Here is a 17829-nt window from a genome sequence, read left to right as displayed (position 1 = left end):
TTATAATCCGTAAGATTCAAGCGAAATTACAATTTTTTAGCAATTTAAAAATTTGCAATTTTCATTTCACCATTTTATCTGAATCAGCAGATAGCTTCTCATCCATTTCATGATTCCGAAACCATCCGCCGATCCGGATAAAAACCAAAAATTCTCCTACAGCTCTTTCTTCACCAACTCCAACGCCGAAGCAATCACCGCATCCATATCATAATACTTATACTCGCCCAGACGGCCGCCAAAGATCACCTTCTCTTCCTTCTTGGCCAGCTCTTTGTACTTCTCATACAATGCACCATTCTTCGCATCATTGACCGGATAATACGGCTCATCGCCTAACTTCCACTCAGAACTGTACTCGCGGCTGATGACCGTCTTCGGCAGATCATTGCCGTCTGCATCCTTGCCAAACTCAAACCATTTATGCTCGATAATACGCGTCCACGGAGTCTCCGCATCCGTATAGTTCACTGCCGCATTGCCCTGGAAATTCGGGATATCCAGCACTTCAGTATCAAAGCGGACGGAGCGATACTCCAGCACGCCCAGCGAATACTCAAAATACGCATCGATTGCACCCGTGTAGACCACTTTCTTTGCCATCGCATCCCAATCAGCCTTATTCTCAAAATAATCCTCTTCCAGACGAACCTCGATGCCATCCAGCATATTGGCAACCATCTTCGTATAGCCGCCCACCGGGATTCCCTGATACAGGGCGTTAAAATAGTTGTTGTCAAAGGTCAGACGAACCGGAAGACGCTTGATGATGAAGGACGGAAGATCCTTGCACTCTCTTCCCCACTGCTTCTGTGTATAGCCCTTGATCAGCTTCTCATAAATATCCGTACCAACCAGGCTGATCGCCTGTTCCTCCAGGTTCTTCGGCTCGGTGATGCCTGCTGCCTTGCGCTGTTCCTCGATCTTCGCCGCTGCCTCCTGCGGAGTCACGACCCCCCACATCTTATTGAAGGTGTACATATTAAACGGCAGGGAATACAGCTCGCCATGGTAATTCGCCACCGGGGAGTTCGTAAAACGGTTAAACTCCGCGAACTGGTTCACATAACTCCAGACCTCTTTATTATTCGTATGGAAAATATGCGCGCCATACTTGTGAACCTGGATGCCCTCTATCGGCTCTGTATACACATTTCCTGCAATATTCGGGCGGCGGTCAATTACCAGAACCTTCTTGCCCGCTTTCTTCGCCTCATGGGCGAATACGGCACCGTAGAGACCGGCGCCTACTATTAAATAATCGTACATGTTGGTTTTCTCCTTGTCACGTGTTGTTATACTTGTGATTTATTTATAACATACAACGACAATTTAAACAAGAATATCCCGTCAGCTTCAAGCATTCCCCAAAACAAACTCTCAATTTGGACACAATACCTTATTAATACTCCATTAGGATACATGAGTCCTATGGAGTACAGACGTAGACTTGGATTGGCTGTTTAACCTGTCCAAGAAAATGTCCGCACCCTCCCCTCTCAGGGCGAGTCCAAAATCTTCAAGAACACTTTTACTATGTATTATCCTTCAACCCATAACACTGGTACAACATATCTGTCATTTTCTTCTTATCTGTTCCTCTTATACCCAAGGACTTTAAATCCACTGTTTCATCAGCTATTTCAGATAAGAACTTTTTCATATCCTCTGCTATTTCCGGACTGAGAACCTGCCTTGTATTGGCTGTGATTAACTGTGCTAATCGGAACACATCATTTTTATGTTTCTTTATATTTTTGCTGTCAACCTGCTCTCCATTCAGCTTGCGTTTCTTTAAATCCAGCCACGCTTTCGCCTTAAATGGTATCAGACAAGTCGGACTTAATACCGGAATGCCATCAACCATCAATTGTCCGGTTTTTAGCAATTCATAATACGCTTCATTTAAAAGGATTGCCGACAAGCTGGAGATTTCATCGTCTATCGGAAGCGGTGTGAGAACTGCATCATCTTCCAATATAACAAAATCCGGATTTCTGGAAAATATTTCTATCATATATGGATATTCTTTGCTTTTCGGAGATGTGAAACGATAAAACTGTGTATTTCCGGTACTTTTATTCAAATGCTCATATCCTGCTTCCTTGACATACTCCCAGAACTGCCTACCGAACTCCGCTGTTATGGATTCGACAATCAATACAATATCTACATCTTTTGTAGCACGAAACGGTAATTCTTCATTTTCCATAATCAAATCACAAGCTGTCCCGCCGATGATAACATATTGATTTTCAAAACCCTGAAATCTTTCCTTAAATTTTGTAAATCCGCTGACCATTACTCCTTCAACCTTCTTTCCTGCAATTCATCTACTGCTTCTTCAATTCTCTCATCGTTTGTATCTCCAAAAGATAAAACAATGGAAATATCGTCAGCACTGTTATCCTCTGAAAATTGTTTCGGGTTGTATGCCCATAATTCAAGTCTTACCTGCTTATCCGGGTCTATCAATTCATCGGTCAGCAAAGTTTTATCATAATCCTTCTCACTGATTGCATAGGTAGCAACTCGGCTTGGATTTAGCATTGTTTTTTCAGAAAGTGCCGTCCCCCCTGCAAAGACCATATTTTCTGTAACTTGCGTCTTATCTATATATCCTGCTTTGCGGACAGGTGTTGTCAAATATACTTTTGCTTTTTCAAATAATTCATCTCTGTTATATTTTGACTCAATAAACTTGTTGACACCGTCTTTTGCTACAAGAAACAAATCCGTCGCTTCCAACTGCTTTACTGCTCTGGTCAAGGTCATCGCTGTAAATGGAAGCACTTTTCCGGCTTCTGAAATATACAATCGTTTTTTCTTACTATACAGATAAAACAAAAACAACTGCTGTGTTGAGCAAACAAACTTACCTGTCAGCTTTTGGGGTTCTTTCTCATCAGAAAGCATTGTCCCGATGAAAGGAAGAAAGACCTGCTTATCAGTAATAAACGGTATATTATTTTCTATAAGGCTTTTTCTTCGATAATTAGATACCGACGCAAGTTCAAATACGACTGGTACATTATCAATCTGCTGTATTTTTGTAATCTGTTTTTTCAATGCCGGAAGTGTGGCAAGTTCTTCTGTCGGAGTAAGCATTATACAGTGTCTGTTTCCAATATATGCTGTGTGAAAATTATAACTCCCTGCAATATAAACAGGCAAAGAATCCTGATGATTCCATGCTTCATATTTTATAGAAATCCCGAATACGCTTGTAAGCATATTTCCCATTCCCCCTTAACTCAATTTCTTTCATTTTAACTTAGCTGATGTTAAAAGTAAAGTTTTTGAGTTATTTTAAGTTTATTGCTAATGTGAACTTCCAGAAATTTTACAACTAATTATATGTTTCATTTTTTTCATACGTCCCCGCCTCTACATCCGCCTGCCACACTCCCATACAAGAGTATCATCCAAAACATCGGCTGCCGGTAATTCACAAGGAAAAAACTCTCCGCCAGAAGTCCAATCACAGCGCAGGTCATAGCCGCATCTATGCGTCGCAGCTTGCGTCCAAGCCAGACCAACAAACAACTAGTCGGAATTAAACCATAGCAAAACATCACACTGAACAGGCAGCAATGAATCTCATTCACCTGACTTGCCAATGTAAATCGGTCAAAACCGCCCTCTCCAGCTCCATACAAAAGATACTGAGGGTACAGTACCAGCTTCTCCATTCCACGATCCAGAAAAAGTCCCAACAGGCCACCATGAGCAACCTTCCATATCTTCTCTTGAATCCGTGTCAGCATATTATAATCCACCGTCTTCACATCAAAATCCGCTGCAGGCCATATCCACCATAAAAACAAACCAAATATAAGCACTCCCATACAGATTCCCAAGATCCATACCTTCACTGATACACCCTTTTTGCATCCAATTTGATACAGCCCATACAAAACAGCCAAAATAGTAAATACAAAAAATCCCAATAAGATTCCCGTAGACTTCGATGCTGCGATCACCGGCAAGACCAGTACATAGAACACAGGAAAGCTCCGATCCCCAAACCGGCACCGGTACAGATACAAAAGCAATATCATCATAAACAGGAAAAATGCCAGTTGGTTCGGATCATTAAAGGTTCCCTGATAGCGAATCGCTCCCCAATACTCACGAAACATGCGTCCATGACCCGACAGATATATCAGCAGTTGCACTCCGATATTCACTTTTACCACACAATTAATCCCGGTCAAAAAAGCTTTTCCGCCATATTCCGTCAGATAGCAGAAACTCCAGATAGCACAGGCATTGAAGATCCAAAAGCAGGTATACTTAAAAAATTCACCACGTCCCAGGCGAATTCCATAATATGTATTAATCACCAAAACAAATGCCATAAACACATAAAACAGTCCTTCTGTCTTCAGCTGAAAAAGACGTTCCGGTCTTCTTCTCATACAGTCACATAACAGCATAAAAAAGGAGGCGAACAGACATACATCCGCCGCCTCCATCCCCCCAGAAGGGAATAAATAAAATTGTTTCAAAAATATAAAAAGCAAAAAAAATAAGACCGCCGCTGCCGTCCCATTTCCATCCGGTATACTTCTATTCCATTTCTGCAAAACGTCCATAGATCTCCCTCATCTTTTTTTCCACCACATCTAGGCCAAACTCCCGACTTTGCATGATACAGGCTTCTTCCATCTCTTTCCAGCTGCTTCTCCTAGAAAGCATATCCCGAAGAGCTTCCGCCCAGACATCCGCATCCTGAAGATGATTCAGCATGATTCCGCCCGGGCATAGCTTCATTCTCTGATTTGCTGACTCGGTCCATCTATCTCCCATCAGATCTGTATTTCCTCGGATCTCCGAACAGATCACCGGAAGTCCACTTGCCATGGCCTCCAGCATCGCTCTAGGCAATCCTTCCTGAAAGGATGGAAAAAGGAAGATATCCGAAGCTCCAAAGATCTCCAGCATATCTTCCCGGTATCCTAAAAACGATATATGATCGGTAATTCCAAGCTTATCTGCCAGCTCATGGAGATGCTCATTCAATTCTCCATGTCCACACAAGAGCAGATGAAGCTTTTCATAAACACTATGATCCGTCTCATCCCTCATCCTGGCCAGCATCCGAAACAAAACTTCCTGATTCTTCCGGGGTATCATCTCTCCGGATGTCAGAAGCACCACCTGATCAGGCAGAACCCCAAGGCTTTCTCTCTTCATCTGCCTTTCCTTATCCCCAAGTGCTTGAAACTGAGAACTATCTATCCCCACTCCCGGCACATAATCCACATACCTCGCATGGAATTTCCGCTTCGCCAGCTCATAATCCTCCTGATTAATACAAAGCTGCTGATCCGTATATCTGGAAAGGAACTTCTCCATCTGGTAGTAAATAAGCCAGTTCTTCCATGAGGCCCCCTTAAAAAAATGGAATCCATGGGCCGTATAGATAACCGGTCCCGTACCAGTTACATGTGCTGCCAGACGAGCCATGACACCACCCATAGGCGTATGACAGTGTACCAACGAAAAATGCTCCCTTTTCATCAAATCACACATCTGTCGGTACACCAGACAGTTCTTTGCACTGAACGGACTTCTGACAAAATCAATTTGGTGTCGAATTATCCCGGTTCCATCCAGGCGATGATTATCCGTACCATAGGAAGGTGTATGAAAATTCGAAGCATAGTGAACCTCATAACCTAACTCCTGCAAAATACGCACATTGTTCATCTCAAACTGAGGAACAAAACCGCTGACGTGGGTAACCAGAAGAGCCTTACGAAGCGGTTTCAATTGTTCCGTCTCATTCAACTGTCTCTTCCGATTCATCTTCTTCTCCATTCAGACACCTCCTGCATCAATAAAGAATCTTCTTATCAAACATGTTCCGGTACTGCAATCTCCAATACTCCTCCAAAATCGGCTGACTGGTATCCAGCACTTTCCAATTTCCATCCGCATCACGCCAAGAACTTCCATCCATCGCTGGGATCTCTTCCCGCACGCTCTTCAAAAACTCCTGATACGGAAGCAATTTTATCCCCGCCTTTTCAAACATCAGTTCCGAGAGAAAATTCGCACTGGTAAATACATTTTCCTCTGCATCGATCTCATAATTCGCCCAGATAAAAAATGGGACAATATAGCGGCTCTGCGCTTCCGCAAGTGTCCACTCCGTCAGCGGCTTTCCTTCTAACGTCTCATAGAAACTTTCTTCCACCATCGGCTGATGATCCCCAAAGAATACGATCACCGTTGGATCTTCTATCTTGCTAAAATAATCAATCAACATCGGAATCGCCGCATCTGACTCACGAATCAGTGTCAGATACTCTTCTGCATTTGGAAATTCTCCCTCATCCCCCGGAATTCGGACTGCATTCTCTGTAAAACATCCCGTGTCGTATCCGCTGTGATTCTGCATCGTCACATTAAAAATAAACGCCGGCTGTCCACTTTGACGGATTTTTTCAAACTCTTCGATTACCTTTTTATAAGAATCCCGATCCGAAATATAACGATCCCGAATCAGTTCTGCATTCTCAAAATCAGACACATCCAGAAACGTTTCAAAGCCAATTTTCGGATACACCTGAGCGCGATTATATCCTCTCTTATCGTATGGATGAATTGCCATGGTATGATACCCTCTGGTTTTCAAAATCTGTGCAATCGAATACGTGCCATTCCGTGTGATATACTGCTGATACGGAATCGATCCTTGAAGAAATGCCATTGAATTTCCTGTCAGAAATTCATACTCTGTATTTGCCGTTCCCCCTCCGATCGGGTATACCTGCATATAACCTTTTACCACATTTCCCGATAAAGAATTAAAATTCGACATATACACTTCATTATCCAGTTCCGGAAAAATCACACTGAGATCCGAAAAACTCTCATTCATAATCGCGATCACATTCGGACGGCTCTCTTCTTCTCCATCTTCCGTTTCCACAAATTCTGAAATCATCTTTTCCGAATCTTTTGACGAATACCCCACCGGCTCATCAAGCTTCATATGCCGGATATCCGAGACAAAACTAAGCGCAATTCCATATCTTTGAACATTTATATTCTGATTCCAAAAATCCATATCCGGCACAAATAAACTTCCGCCTATCACAAATCCCAGCATCCATGCCGCCGGAGCCGACCATACCACGACACACGAAAAAGCACGTTTTTCTCTTCCATAAAAATAGTACGTCAAAAAAAGAAACGCTATCAAAAGCCACAGCGACAGAAGCATCGTTCCCGTCACACTGTAGTGGTAATTCATGAACACATTTTTAGCCGTTCCCACCGCGAGAAAATCTCCCAGCACGATAGGCGAACCACGAAACGAGCGTACAAATGAATTCGCTACAGAAAATATGTACGTGACAAACATGACCGCCGATACCGAATAAAAAACACTTCGAACCAGCATATACACCATCATTAAGAACAGAAGGTAAATCACAATATTTCCGAAAATATATTCTGCCCCAATATTCGCCAGATTCTGATCCACCAGTTCAACCATGTACAATAAAATAACAGATGACAGAATCAGCCACTCGCCATCTGTCACTATCTGATAAATCTTTTTGTCGCTGCCTCGCTTCTCATGACATTCATGCACATTTGCTCCAACCGCCAATATGACTAATAATGTCAAACCACATCGAATTCCTAAATCCAAGATGTGAAAATAACAGGAAATAACATATAAGACAACATAAAATCCAATAAAAAATGCTACTCCCTTTTTGATTCCGATCGTTTTTCTTAAATTCACAATCAACTGTTCCATCCCTGCCAAACAAAACAGTGTTATCAGGAATACTCCGGCAAACATCACTAGATTATTAAAAATAGAAACACTGCCGATTGTTTTCCGCAAATAGTAAGACTCCCACCCAGGAGAATACAAATCTGTGCGGCTGATTCTCTTATCATTAGACCAAACCTCTGCCACACCAGAGCCATCATGCATCTGGAAATCCACCTGAAGCTCTTTCACATTTTCTGCTGTATAAGAAAGCGTAGTCGGGCTGTCCGGATTGACCACCATCCAGACACCATCTGCATGTTTCCAGTCTCCCTGCTTTTCTATTGAATCAAAGGGTACTTCCTCTCCATCCAGAAGAATTCGGACAATCCTTATATCTGATCCACCTGATTTGATATTTCGCTCAGCTGTTGCTGTAATGACCAGTCTTGCTTCTTTTACAGGGCTGGCAAATATATCATTAAAAATCGTATACGAAAAGAAGAGTGAGATTACCAGTGTTACCAGTAAACTCACTCCATATTTAAAATATAAATTCTTTTTTATTTCATTTCCAAGCATTATGTTTTTCCACACATGTTTTTTTCAAAAGAAACATTGCTGAAACATATAGCGGTGCTGTAAATATAAATGGTGCACAATAACGATACATAATAACCGGACTTAAAAGTACAGTAAGCCACATACCAAATTCTGCACTCAAAATCAAGACCATTTTTTTATTCCTATTTACAAAAACAGCATAAACACCAAAAAAAGCCAAAAGGCAGCTATAGAATCCAGCCTGACATAATGTCGAAAAAATCGGAATCTTAGAAAAAAACATTTTTAAATTTCCACCATATCCATCTCCAGGACTTCCGACTCCATATAAATTTTCTAAAATCCACTGATACTGCGGAAATAAACTATCCCTCTTAATTACAAACCCTGGTTCATACCCTACCGATTCAGCATAGCAAAGTATATCTATGTACGGATGCCACGGTCTGGGATCCGGCCAATTTTTATTCGGATACCATAAACTAAATGTTTGCAGTCCAAATGCCTGTACATATCCTATTGGATCAAAGACAGAAAAACTAATATATGATTTCAAAAAAGAAAGCTTATCATTCTGTACTTCTTTTATATTAAGGTTAGCTTTTACGTGATCCGAAATAAGAGGCTCATATGTATTCCATCCCTCATCAGGAACAAATTTTTGCATCTCTTTACGTTGATTTTCCGTCAAATCATCATTATTATATACCCATGCCATTTGTTGCAAAGGTAAACTCAGCATTTCCCTTAAGGCTGTACCTTTCTGCACCCCACATAAAGCATAGACCGGCCCTTGATACACAAATACGAATATTATGACTCCTGTCAATAAGATCAAAAATTTTCTTCTAGCTTTCAGCAGTAATGCAGACAGAAGTAGAAAAGTGAGAACATATACTCCATTGTTTCTAATGACACACATTAAAAACATCCATAAAAACAATTTTATAGCATTTTTCTTACTTAAAAATTGCTCATCTAGTAAATATTCAATTAACAATAATACTACCATGGCAAACGATACTGCAAAAATCGAGTCCTGAGCTGATGTCAAAGAAAGGATCACATGTGTAGGCAAAAGAAAAAAAAGTGTAGATAATATTACCCACATTCTATTCATTTTATCATTTATAAATGATAAAACTTTCCAGATAACATACAACGAAACACTCATTTGTAATAAAGTAAATGCAGCAAAGCCTATCGAATAATTATCAAAAATGACCTTTCCAGCATTAACAAAGAAATAAAATATCCCGCAATATACTGGAGACCATTGAGATGATATAGGAATCTCTTTTCTCAAAAATTCATGATACCAATACGGGGCATCTGTTGCATATACTCCAGGAAATAACGCTAAATATGCCATTATCCAAAATAAAACAATTACAGCAAAGCATCTTTTCAGATTTTTTTTATCGCTTTCAATTGCAATCGTTTTCTGTTCAAAATAATATATTATATAGTGCAAAAAAGGGAATATTTCTATTGCCAAAAGGAGCACTGTCGCTGCTGTCATTATATTGAATTGGATACATGACATGATATCTAATTGAAAGCCAAACTCTAAAATCATCGCATAAAAAACAGACAAGACAATTGAGGTATAAAACTGAACATTTCTTTTTACAGGAATTCGGTAATACATCTTAAACGTACAGAAAAAAACAATTATTAATATTTCTTTTCCCAAACCAGTAGAAGTATAATTTAAATATTGCATCTGTATCCCAAGCAACCCACAAAAACTCATTGCTATTGCAATTATAATTTTCATCCAACTATGTTTATTTTCTGATATAGTCATTTGATAACCTTTTCCTTATTCATTTCAATCATTTGTAATCTAAATTCATATTCTCTGCGTTCTTTTTCCACAATTTCTGATAAAATAAGTCCAGAAAAGAAAGAAACAATCGCAGTCAATGCAACAAACCCAGAAACAATTAATGTCGGAAAATTAGGAACCATTCCTGTTTGTATATACTTATACAATACTGGAATAAACATTATCAATGAAATCACACCCAGCAACGCTGAGAGCATTCCAAAAAAATTCATTGGCCGATAATTTTTATATAATCTCCCTATCGTTTTTAATACCTTAATTCCATCCGAATATGTATTTAATTTCGATTCACTTCCCTCCGGTCGATCTCTATATTCAATTATCACATTTTCAATACACATATTTTTCTCAACTGCATGGATCGTCATTTCCGTCTCAATTTCGAATCCTTTGGACAAAACCGGAAAACTTTTTACAAAAAGGTAACTGAATGCACGGTATCCTGTCATAATATCTCGAATATTTGTATGGAACAGACGATTAATAGTTTCCCTTACTAAACTGTTTCCAAAATTATGAAAAGGTCTTTTATTCTCTTCAAAATATGTAGATGAAAGCCTATCCCCTATAACCATATCTACATTCTTATACAGCACAAGTTCCGCCATATGTTTTCCATATTCAGCCGGATACGTATCATCCCCATCAACCATAATATAACATTCGGCATTAATTTCTCGGAACATTCTTCGAATAACATTGCCTTTTCCCTGACTATATTCATAGCGAACAACCGCTCCTGCTTTTTTTGCCAATTCAACTGTCCTATCCGTTGAATTATTATCATATACATAAACAACTGCATCTGGCAGTTCCTTTTTCCAGTCTTTAACAACTTTTTCTATCGTTTTTTCTTCGTTGTAGCATGGTATTAAAATAGCTATTTTGTCCATTATATTTTTCTCCAATATTGTTATTTCCATAACTTCTCCAGGTATGTTCCATTTTCTATCATAAAACGAAACTTTTTCTGCGCCGGTTCTATATCTTCCTTATACGTAATCCCAATCCACCTATCCGACGTATTCAAAACTTTTACAGAAGCTAAATTCTTGTCCAGCAATTCCGCTACAATATTCGGGAGAAGATATTCTTTCTTCTCCGGATTTTCTCCTAATGTATCAAGGAATCTGGCAAATTCTTTATCTATATAATGCAAAAAATCCGGATATCCCGCCCACATATTCATGGATACCATTGTATCTGATGTAATCCATTTGCTGACTTCCGCATTATCGCACTGTATTTTTCCATCCACTATCTGAATTCCCGTTGTCTCAATCACTTTCTCCAGATATCCATTTGCATCTGCCACACAGACACCTCTGGTTACAGTTCCGTTCTCACTCAGCGTGTTCTTCAAAGAAAATCCAGCCATGGCAAGGTTCATCTTCTCTTTATTCTCATTCTCGGAAATCAAGAAATCATGAAGCTTTATAAATGCTTCTTTTCCATAATAATCATCTGCATTAATAATCACAAATGGCTCTTTTACCACATTCTTACAAGCCAAAATTGCCTGCCCGGTTCCCCACGGTTTTTCTCGTCCCTCTGGCACCTGATAACCTTTCGGCAAGTCTCCCAACTCCTGATAGACATATTCCACTGGCATAACCTTAGATAAGCGATTTCCAATCACTTCTTTAAATTCTTTCTCAATAGCTTTCCGAATTACAAATACAACTTTTGTAAAACCTGCTTCTTTCGCATCGTAAATCGAAAAATCCATAATAATCTCCCCATTGGGAGCCATCTTTGCAAGCTGCTTGATACCGGTTCCAAAACGTGAACCAATACCGGCAGCCATGATAATAAGGGTTGTTTTCATTTTCTCCTCCGTAAATAATATTAAATTTATGATTTCTTTTTCGCTTTCATTGCCTGAATCACTTTAGACAAAATTGAACCATTCAAAGTACTTTTTAAATCTATCAGCTCTTTTTCAAGCCTGTTTATCTTTTCTAACTGCTCATTTAATTCATTTCTATGAACCTGAATATCCCACTTTCTTCCTCCCAACGCTTCTTCTGCCTGTTTCAGCCTTGGTTTTATATCTTTCATTTCATATTGATATTTCAGTAAACGTTTCAGCAGAATATCGTAACCATCCAGTTTTACCTTTTTTTCTTTCAGTAAAGCCCTTTTCAACCAGTTTAAAGAGCGTTCTTTTTCCATTTCAATAATCGAATCGACTTTTTTATAGTCTATTTCTTGGTCACATATTGCTTTTATTTTTTCTTGTTCCACATCAGCCGTAACAATTCTATCTGATAATCCTAACTTCGAGGTTAATTCCCTAAAACGCGTTCCTCCTCTTTCTTCATTAATGACCGCAATAAACGGTTTATGAAATATAATCGAAAAGCACATCCCATGAAATGAATCTGTAATTACAAATTCACTGGTAATTATATTTTTTAACCAATCCTCACAAAATGCTTCTTTGTGAAGATTTATTTCTTCGCTCCAATAATCATCATGCTTTTTAAATGCATCTGTAATAATATATTCCGGAATCCGAATCTTCTCTTTTACATTTTTTATAATATTAAGCTTCCTGTTTTCAATATCAAGCATATACACGCCAATGTATTTTTCCGGCATGTTCGCTTGTGATTTTTTGGATAATTCAACATATTTTTTTGAATCACACACAAAGACCGGATCTAATACCCACTCAGCCGTAACATTAAATTTTTCTTTGCAAATCTCTACTCCACTTTTTTCTCTAACAGAAATAAAATCAAATTTTTGTAAATCTCTTGTTGTCTCTTGAACATCTTCTTCCGTGCCATTCCAGTACTCTCGTCCAAAAGAAGCGGCATATGCTATCTTTTTCTTACTGTTGTATATATAATCAAAATAACACACTTCGCCAAATGGCTTATATAAATCATGATGCCAAATCTGATCGGATCCAACTAAAAAGATATCACTTTTCTCGTTCAATTCAATCATTTCATCTTTACTCTTGTACAGCTCATGGCATGCATAGGATGGATATGGTGTTGTCTGGAATAAGGGAGTTCCTTCATTTGGTCCCCACACAGCTGTTTTGGGGCGTTCTACCATGAGAACATTATAGTTTAAATCACTGAGCACTTGATATAATGCATAATACGTCAATTCCGACCCGTAATTTTTTTCACTCCAATTTCCCCAAAGCACAATATCATAAATTCCATTTTTACTTTTTTCTACCGCATCTTTAAAACTGCCTTCCTGTAATAATTTATAGAAATAGTCTCTATTTCTGTGCGCTTTTACCCCCGGTTTCCGATTGTTTTCCATGCATTTCAATTCAACGCGCTCGCATACTTTGAACTGTGACTCTATTGTTTCAAATATATCTTTTGCTTCCTGATTATTAACCAAAATGCAACTTGTTCCTTTTTGATCATTCAGCTCAGGATGATATTGTTCAATCCACCAAAAATCTCCAATCGAAAAATCCCCCTGCCTTGGAATATCCGCAAATTTACAATCTTCGCATACTTTTCGCATATATAAACGGACATGATATCCCTGCTGAAATGAATCATTAAATTCTCTGCATCGTTTTTTGGCTCTATTTTTTAACTTTACGTCACAAATATCAGCGATCCAACCCTCATCTTTAATACGAAATTCAACCGAATCTATATTTTCCTTTCCATAACTTTCTTCTAAATATTTCCGCATTACAACAGGAGATGGTGTATAATTGCAATACAGATCCACTGTTATTAAATTTTGATATTTCGCTTTCAAATAACTTTTTAAACCTGCCACTTGGCAAGGGCAGCCTACAAAAAGAACTTTTTTCCCACATTCAAGATATTTTTTAAGTTCTCTATACCTATGGTTTTCAGCTGCCACAGGACAAGCGGCTGCTGGATCTGCTCTGTGCGCCTTTCTATCTGGGCTTATATCTGGCTCTGGAAAACCTCGAGGATGAATCGATGCGTTCTTTGAACCGTGAGGCATTTGAGGAAAAAATCTGGAATGATATCATCCGTAACAGCCGGAAGCGGAAGGACAATCTGCCAACCAGAAGGGAAACGGCCCTTATTTCTTTGACCACGAAAATGCTTCGAAATGAGATTTATTATCATGAGATTCTCGCAGAGGATGATTCCGAGGCACTTTCTGAACTGGAAAAAAGCGGCGTGCTGTTCCAAAGCGACGATGCCAGAAGATATTTGCACAGCCATGATGTATTTGAAGAGTTGGTTGTCGGTCATATTTTTACTGAACGCTACCGGCATGGTACCCTGAATGAGCAGTTTTTTGCCGATTTCCACCCTTCTCTCCGCATCCGAAAGCTATTTCGCGGATGGCTGGCTGATTTTGCCGCTGTTCCAACGCATCAGGAGCTTATTTTCCACCTTCTCGACTGCGAACAGATAGAGCGGATATGGAAAGATGAGATTCTCTTAACGGTTATCAGCACGGAATCTTTAAAAGTAGTTTATCAAAAGCTGACACAAAAGATGGCTGCAAACAACTATGAGCTGTTACGAAAACTTGTAATTTTAATCAACACCTGCTGCCGCGCCGCAGAGAACTGGGAGCAATACTGGAGTACTGGAAATCTGATTCCGTTTCGCCTTTCCAAGCCATCCGGCTATGCCTGGCAAGCTTTGTTTGCATTTTTGCTGGAGCAAAAAGAGACTATTCTTTGGGATGAAAGCCTGATCTCTATCATCATCGAGGTACTGGATTCCTGGACCAAACACCTCGCTCATGCCAAATCAGAAAACACCCGCATGGCCGGAGAAATCGGGGTATTTTTGTTTCAAAAAATAGCCAACGACAAGGATCTGCGTTATACCTTTGAAAAAGGGCAGGTAGAAAAGCTGCAGGATGTATTGGTAAATTCTGCATGGATGATTCAGGAACCCTTAAAATCTCTTTTTCAAATGGTAATAGATGAAAAAACAGGCGATGAAAATCATCCTCCTCTTCCCCGTATGTATACGGACCTGGCAAAATGTGCTGTATCGGATATTTATCATTATGGAATGGTTCCAGCTGCAATGCCTGAAATCGCGCTTCATCTGATGGCAAAATTGTGGGTTCGCTCCAATATGACTCTTCGTACCCATTACGCCCATCCTGATGTTGAAGAAGATTTCGGTTTAAATCCTCATCTGGACTTTTGGTATCAAACCGCAAGTGCTTATGCAACACCAATTATCCCATTGCTGCAAGCCGAACAAAATCTTGTAACTGATTGGTTAATTGATTTTTGCAATCAAGCTGGTAATTCCTACGCACATTCATCGTTAAATGAGGATTATGGGGAATGTACAAACATTACTATTTATGTAAACGATATACCTGTAGAACAAATTGCATCTGACCGACTCTGGAAGATGTACCGCGGAACTTCGGTTGGTCCAAATCTTCTGATTAGTCTCTTGATGGGGTTTGAAAAATGGCTTCTTACGGTTATCGAGCATTCAGAAACTCATATTGTTGTTAATTATTGCCGCTATATCCTGCAAAAGTCCCGCAATGTTATGTTGACTTCCGTGATCGTCAGCGCCGCAGAAGCTTATCCAGATAAACTATTTGAGATTGTCTGCGAGCTTCTTCGCACAAAAGAGCTGTTTCATCTGGATTCACATCGGTTCACCGCCGAATCCTCAGCTTCCTTTTTGTTGTCCGGAAAAGATCTTCTTGAAAAAGAACGGCTGGAGAGTAACCGCCTTCCCTTCAGAAAAAAGCGGCTGGAAGAGGTTATTTTATCGTATCAAACAAACGCCAGCGGTCTATCAAAAGAAGCCTTCGAATTGCGGAAGCAAACGCTGTATCAGGCGATTGACCGGGCGACTGCCGATATCGATACCTGGTCATCCAATGACAAATTTGCCTATTACCGGATGGATTTACGACATTATCAGGAAATTGTTGATGTTCGGGAAAATGAGCACGGGCAGACACTCTGTACGGTTCTCCCTGATTTTACAGAAGACATGAAAGCATTAAGCCAGAAGAGCGCCGCCGCCTATGAACCTCATCTGAAATATATGGATTTACAGTTATGGAGCGATTATAAATTCCACCATGATGTTAAATTCCGGGAATATAAAAAGTATGAGAATGTCCGCACCATTTGCTCAGAGCTGAACGAAATCTGGGCATATATGGACGCTGAAGTTCGCAATGAGGAACTCTCTTCCGACGATATATCTGTGATCGTGGACCGCTTTACCGCGATCGCATCTTACACCAGTGCTGTTTTACTTCGGGATTTTAAGGAAACATTGTCACATGAAGATCGGACATTATGCGAATGTATCATTTTCTCTATTGCTGATTTATTTGCACACGCTTCTCACTTTGAAATCGTTCAGGCTGGAAATGGAATCGATGCGATTGCCGTTGGACTGGTTCTTTTAAGCAATGAAGATAATATAAAAGCCATAAATGACGAAAATCCTCTGTGCCTGCTTCTTAAATTGGCACTGAATGACTGGAGTTACAACAGCCGTATCGTGAACGGAATCGCGTCAACCATCTGGGTGCACAGCCAGAATGCTGCATGGCATTTCCTGTATCTGTTTTCACTCCTCGCCAATTCTTATGAAGACGCGCTTTTGAAAAATGAGTCATTTTCCAGCGATGACTTTTTCAAGCGGAATGAGGATGTGATTGCCCGTGCGCTTGCGAAAGACTCAGTTGATATAACCGACTTTGATTTTTCCAAGCTCCAGAATATAACAATTTTCACGCTTCTTTCCTTGATCTCTCCCCAAGCAGCAGAGGCATTTAAATTCGCGGATGCAACGAAAGATCTTGTCATGGAACTTGTTTTTACAGATAACAGGGATTTGCGCACCGAACGCAGGGAACTTTCTGGATATACATTAAACTATGTTTCCTGGCTGGCAGATGTTCTGCTCCATTGTGAGCAGGCAGAACAGGCAGGTCTGATCGATGCATTTTTCAAATCTGCAGATTTGATTCGGAATGATAACTCAAAATATCTGATTACCGAACTTATTCGAATTCAAGATATCTGTGGAAAAACGGATGCTTTCTGGAATATATGGGAATTACTGAAACCTTACCTTCTTGCATTAAGCAGCAAACCACAGATTTCTTTTGCTGACCGCCATCCTTATGGACTGGACAAAGTGATTATCAGCTATTTATTCGGCAATTCTCCCTGGAGATCCGGCGTTCACCGATGCGCCTTCCTTCCAGAAGGAAAAGCGGCTTTCTTTGACGATTTTATCAACAAATCGGGAAGTCTCAAAGCCCTGTTCTACGCGATTTCCCGGCTGCTCTATACCGTTGGGCGGGAACCTTATATTGAGAACGGAATCGACTGGATGTATAAACTGGTCACGCGTGATCCTGACTGCCGGTTACCGCTTTATCAGCAAACCTTGTATTATATGGAAGAGTACGTCGGTCTTTTTGTATCACGCCATCGCATGGATTTCAGGAACGATGTGGAACTGGCTATGAAGACTCAGACGGTGCTGGAGTATATGGTAAATCGGGGATCGCAGATTGCTTTTTTCTTGCGGGAGTTGATTTAAAATAAAGGGTAAAAAGGCAAAATTCTATATTTACTTAGAAATACATATCGGACTGATAGCGAACTCAGTTGACATTGCAGAACATAGGTTCTATAATTGGCTTGTTAGCATTTACAAATTATATATTTATAAATATT

The 17829-nt window shown here is 39.9% G+C and carries 11 protein-coding genes; 1 reads left to right on the top strand and 10 read right to left on the bottom strand.

Going from position 1 to position 17829, the window contains the following annotated elements; translation table 11 throughout:
• Positions 1–156: 156 nt before the first annotated feature.
• The 10 genes from glf to DWY89_RS02475 form a co-directional block, all read right to left on the bottom strand.
• The gene (gene glf, locus DWY89_RS02520; RefSeq protein ID WP_118524371.1) at positions 157–1269 is read right to left on the bottom strand and encodes a UDP-galactopyranose mutase; all 1113 of its coding nucleotides are present in this window, start codon (positions 1267–1269) and stop codon (positions 157–159) included.
• Between the two features lie 265 nt (positions 1270–1534).
• Positions 1535–2302, bottom strand: a complete 768-nt coding sequence (locus tag DWY89_RS02515; RefSeq protein ID WP_118493614.1) for a hypothetical protein — start codon at positions 2300–2302, stop codon at positions 1535–1537.
• The gene (locus tag DWY89_RS02510; RefSeq protein WP_118523432.1) at positions 2302–3234 is read right to left on the bottom strand and encodes a MarR family transcriptional regulator; all 933 of its coding nucleotides are present in this window, start codon (positions 3232–3234) and stop codon (positions 2302–2304) included. The genes DWY89_RS02515 and DWY89_RS02510 overlap by 1 nt, the downstream gene beginning before the upstream one ends.
• Before the next feature lie 137 nt (positions 3235–3371).
• Complete coding sequence (locus DWY89_RS02505; protein WP_147353107.1) at positions 3372–4421, bottom strand: hypothetical protein; 1050 nt, start codon at positions 4419–4421, stop codon at positions 3372–3374.
• Positions 4422–4572: 151 nt separating this feature from the next.
• A complete protein-coding gene (locus DWY89_RS02500) occupies positions 4573–5826 on the bottom strand; it encodes a glycosyltransferase (RefSeq protein ID WP_118524370.1) in 1254 nt (417 codons plus the stop codon).
• Positions 5827–5842: 16 nt separating this feature from the next.
• A complete protein-coding gene (locus DWY89_RS02495; RefSeq protein WP_182434478.1) occupies positions 5843–8044 on the bottom strand; it encodes an LTA synthase family protein in 2202 nt (733 codons plus the stop codon).
• Positions 8045–8309: 265 nt separating this feature from the next.
• The gene (locus DWY89_RS02490; protein WP_118523429.1) at positions 8310–10115 is read right to left on the bottom strand and encodes a DUF6020 family protein; all 1806 of its coding nucleotides are present in this window, start codon (positions 10113–10115) and stop codon (positions 8310–8312) included.
• Positions 10112–11050 (bottom strand): glycosyltransferase family 2 protein, encoded by a 939-nt coding sequence (locus DWY89_RS02485; protein ID WP_118523485.1) that lies wholly within the window; start codon positions 11048–11050, stop codon positions 10112–10114. Before DWY89_RS02485 ends, DWY89_RS02490 begins: the two co-directional genes overlap by 4 nt.
• A gap of 20 nt (positions 11051–11070) precedes the next feature.
• Positions 11071–11985, bottom strand: a complete 915-nt coding sequence (locus tag DWY89_RS02480; RefSeq protein WP_118523428.1) for a sugar phosphate nucleotidyltransferase — start codon at positions 11983–11985, stop codon at positions 11071–11073.
• Positions 11986–12011: 26 nt separating this feature from the next.
• Entirely contained in the window at positions 12012–14123 is a 2112-nt protein-coding gene (locus DWY89_RS02475; protein WP_118524369.1) for a polysaccharide pyruvyl transferase family protein, read from the bottom strand.
• Here DWY89_RS02475 and DWY89_RS02470 point away from each other — a divergent pair.
• Positions 14099–17692 carry a hypothetical protein gene (locus tag DWY89_RS02470; RefSeq protein WP_147353325.1) on the top strand — a complete coding sequence of 1198 codons (3594 nt, stop codon included), beginning with the start codon at positions 14099–14101 and terminating at the stop codon, positions 17690–17692. The genes DWY89_RS02475 and DWY89_RS02470 overlap by 25 nt on opposite strands.
• Positions 17693–17829 lie beyond the last annotated feature (137 nt).

The sequence above is a fragment of the Clostridium sp. AF27-5AA genome (assembly GCF_003478415.1).
GTDB classification, from domain to species: Bacteria; Bacillota; Clostridia; order Lachnospirales; family Lachnospiraceae; genus Otoolea; species Otoolea fessa.
This window is presented reverse-complemented; position numbering and strand designations above follow the sequence as displayed.

Coding starts and splice junctions, on each gene's coding strand:
- DWY89_RS02495 (WP_182434478.1), bottom strand. CDS start 8,044: ATGGTGGTCAATCCGGACAGCCCGACTACGCTTTCTTATACAGCAGAA.
- DWY89_RS02500 (WP_118524370.1), bottom strand. CDS start 5,826: ATGGAGAAGAAGATGAATCGGAAGAGACAGTTGAATGAGACGGAACAA.
- DWY89_RS02510 (WP_118523432.1), bottom strand. CDS start 3,234: ATGCTTACAAGCGTATTCGGGATTTCTATAAAATATGAAGCATGGAAT.
- DWY89_RS02480 (WP_118523428.1), bottom strand. CDS start 11,985: ATGAAAACAACCCTTATTATCATGGCTGCCGGTATTGGTTCACGTTTT.
- DWY89_RS02485 (WP_118523485.1), bottom strand. CDS start 11,050: ATGGACAAAATAGCTATTTTAATACCATGCTACAACGAAGAAAAAACG.
- DWY89_RS02515 (WP_118493614.1), bottom strand. CDS start 2,302: ATGGTCAGCGGATTTACAAAATTTAAGGAAAGATTTCAGGGTTTTGAA.
- DWY89_RS02505 (WP_147353107.1), bottom strand. CDS start 4,421: ATGAGAAGAAGACCGGAACGTCTTTTTCAGCTGAAGACAGAAGGACTG.
- glf (WP_118524371.1), bottom strand. CDS start 1,269: ATGTACGATTATTTAATAGTAGGCGCCGGTCTCTACGGTGCCGTATTC.
- DWY89_RS02475 (WP_118524369.1), bottom strand. CDS start 14,123: ATGCCTCACGGTTCAAAGAACGCATCGATTCATCCTCGAGGTTTTCCA.
- DWY89_RS02470 (WP_147353325.1), top strand. CDS start 14,099: ATGCGTTCTTTGAACCGTGAGGCATTTGAGGAAAAAATCTGGAATGAT.
- DWY89_RS02490 (WP_118523429.1), bottom strand. CDS start 10,115: ATGACTATATCAGAAAATAAACATAGTTGGATGAAAATTATAATTGCA.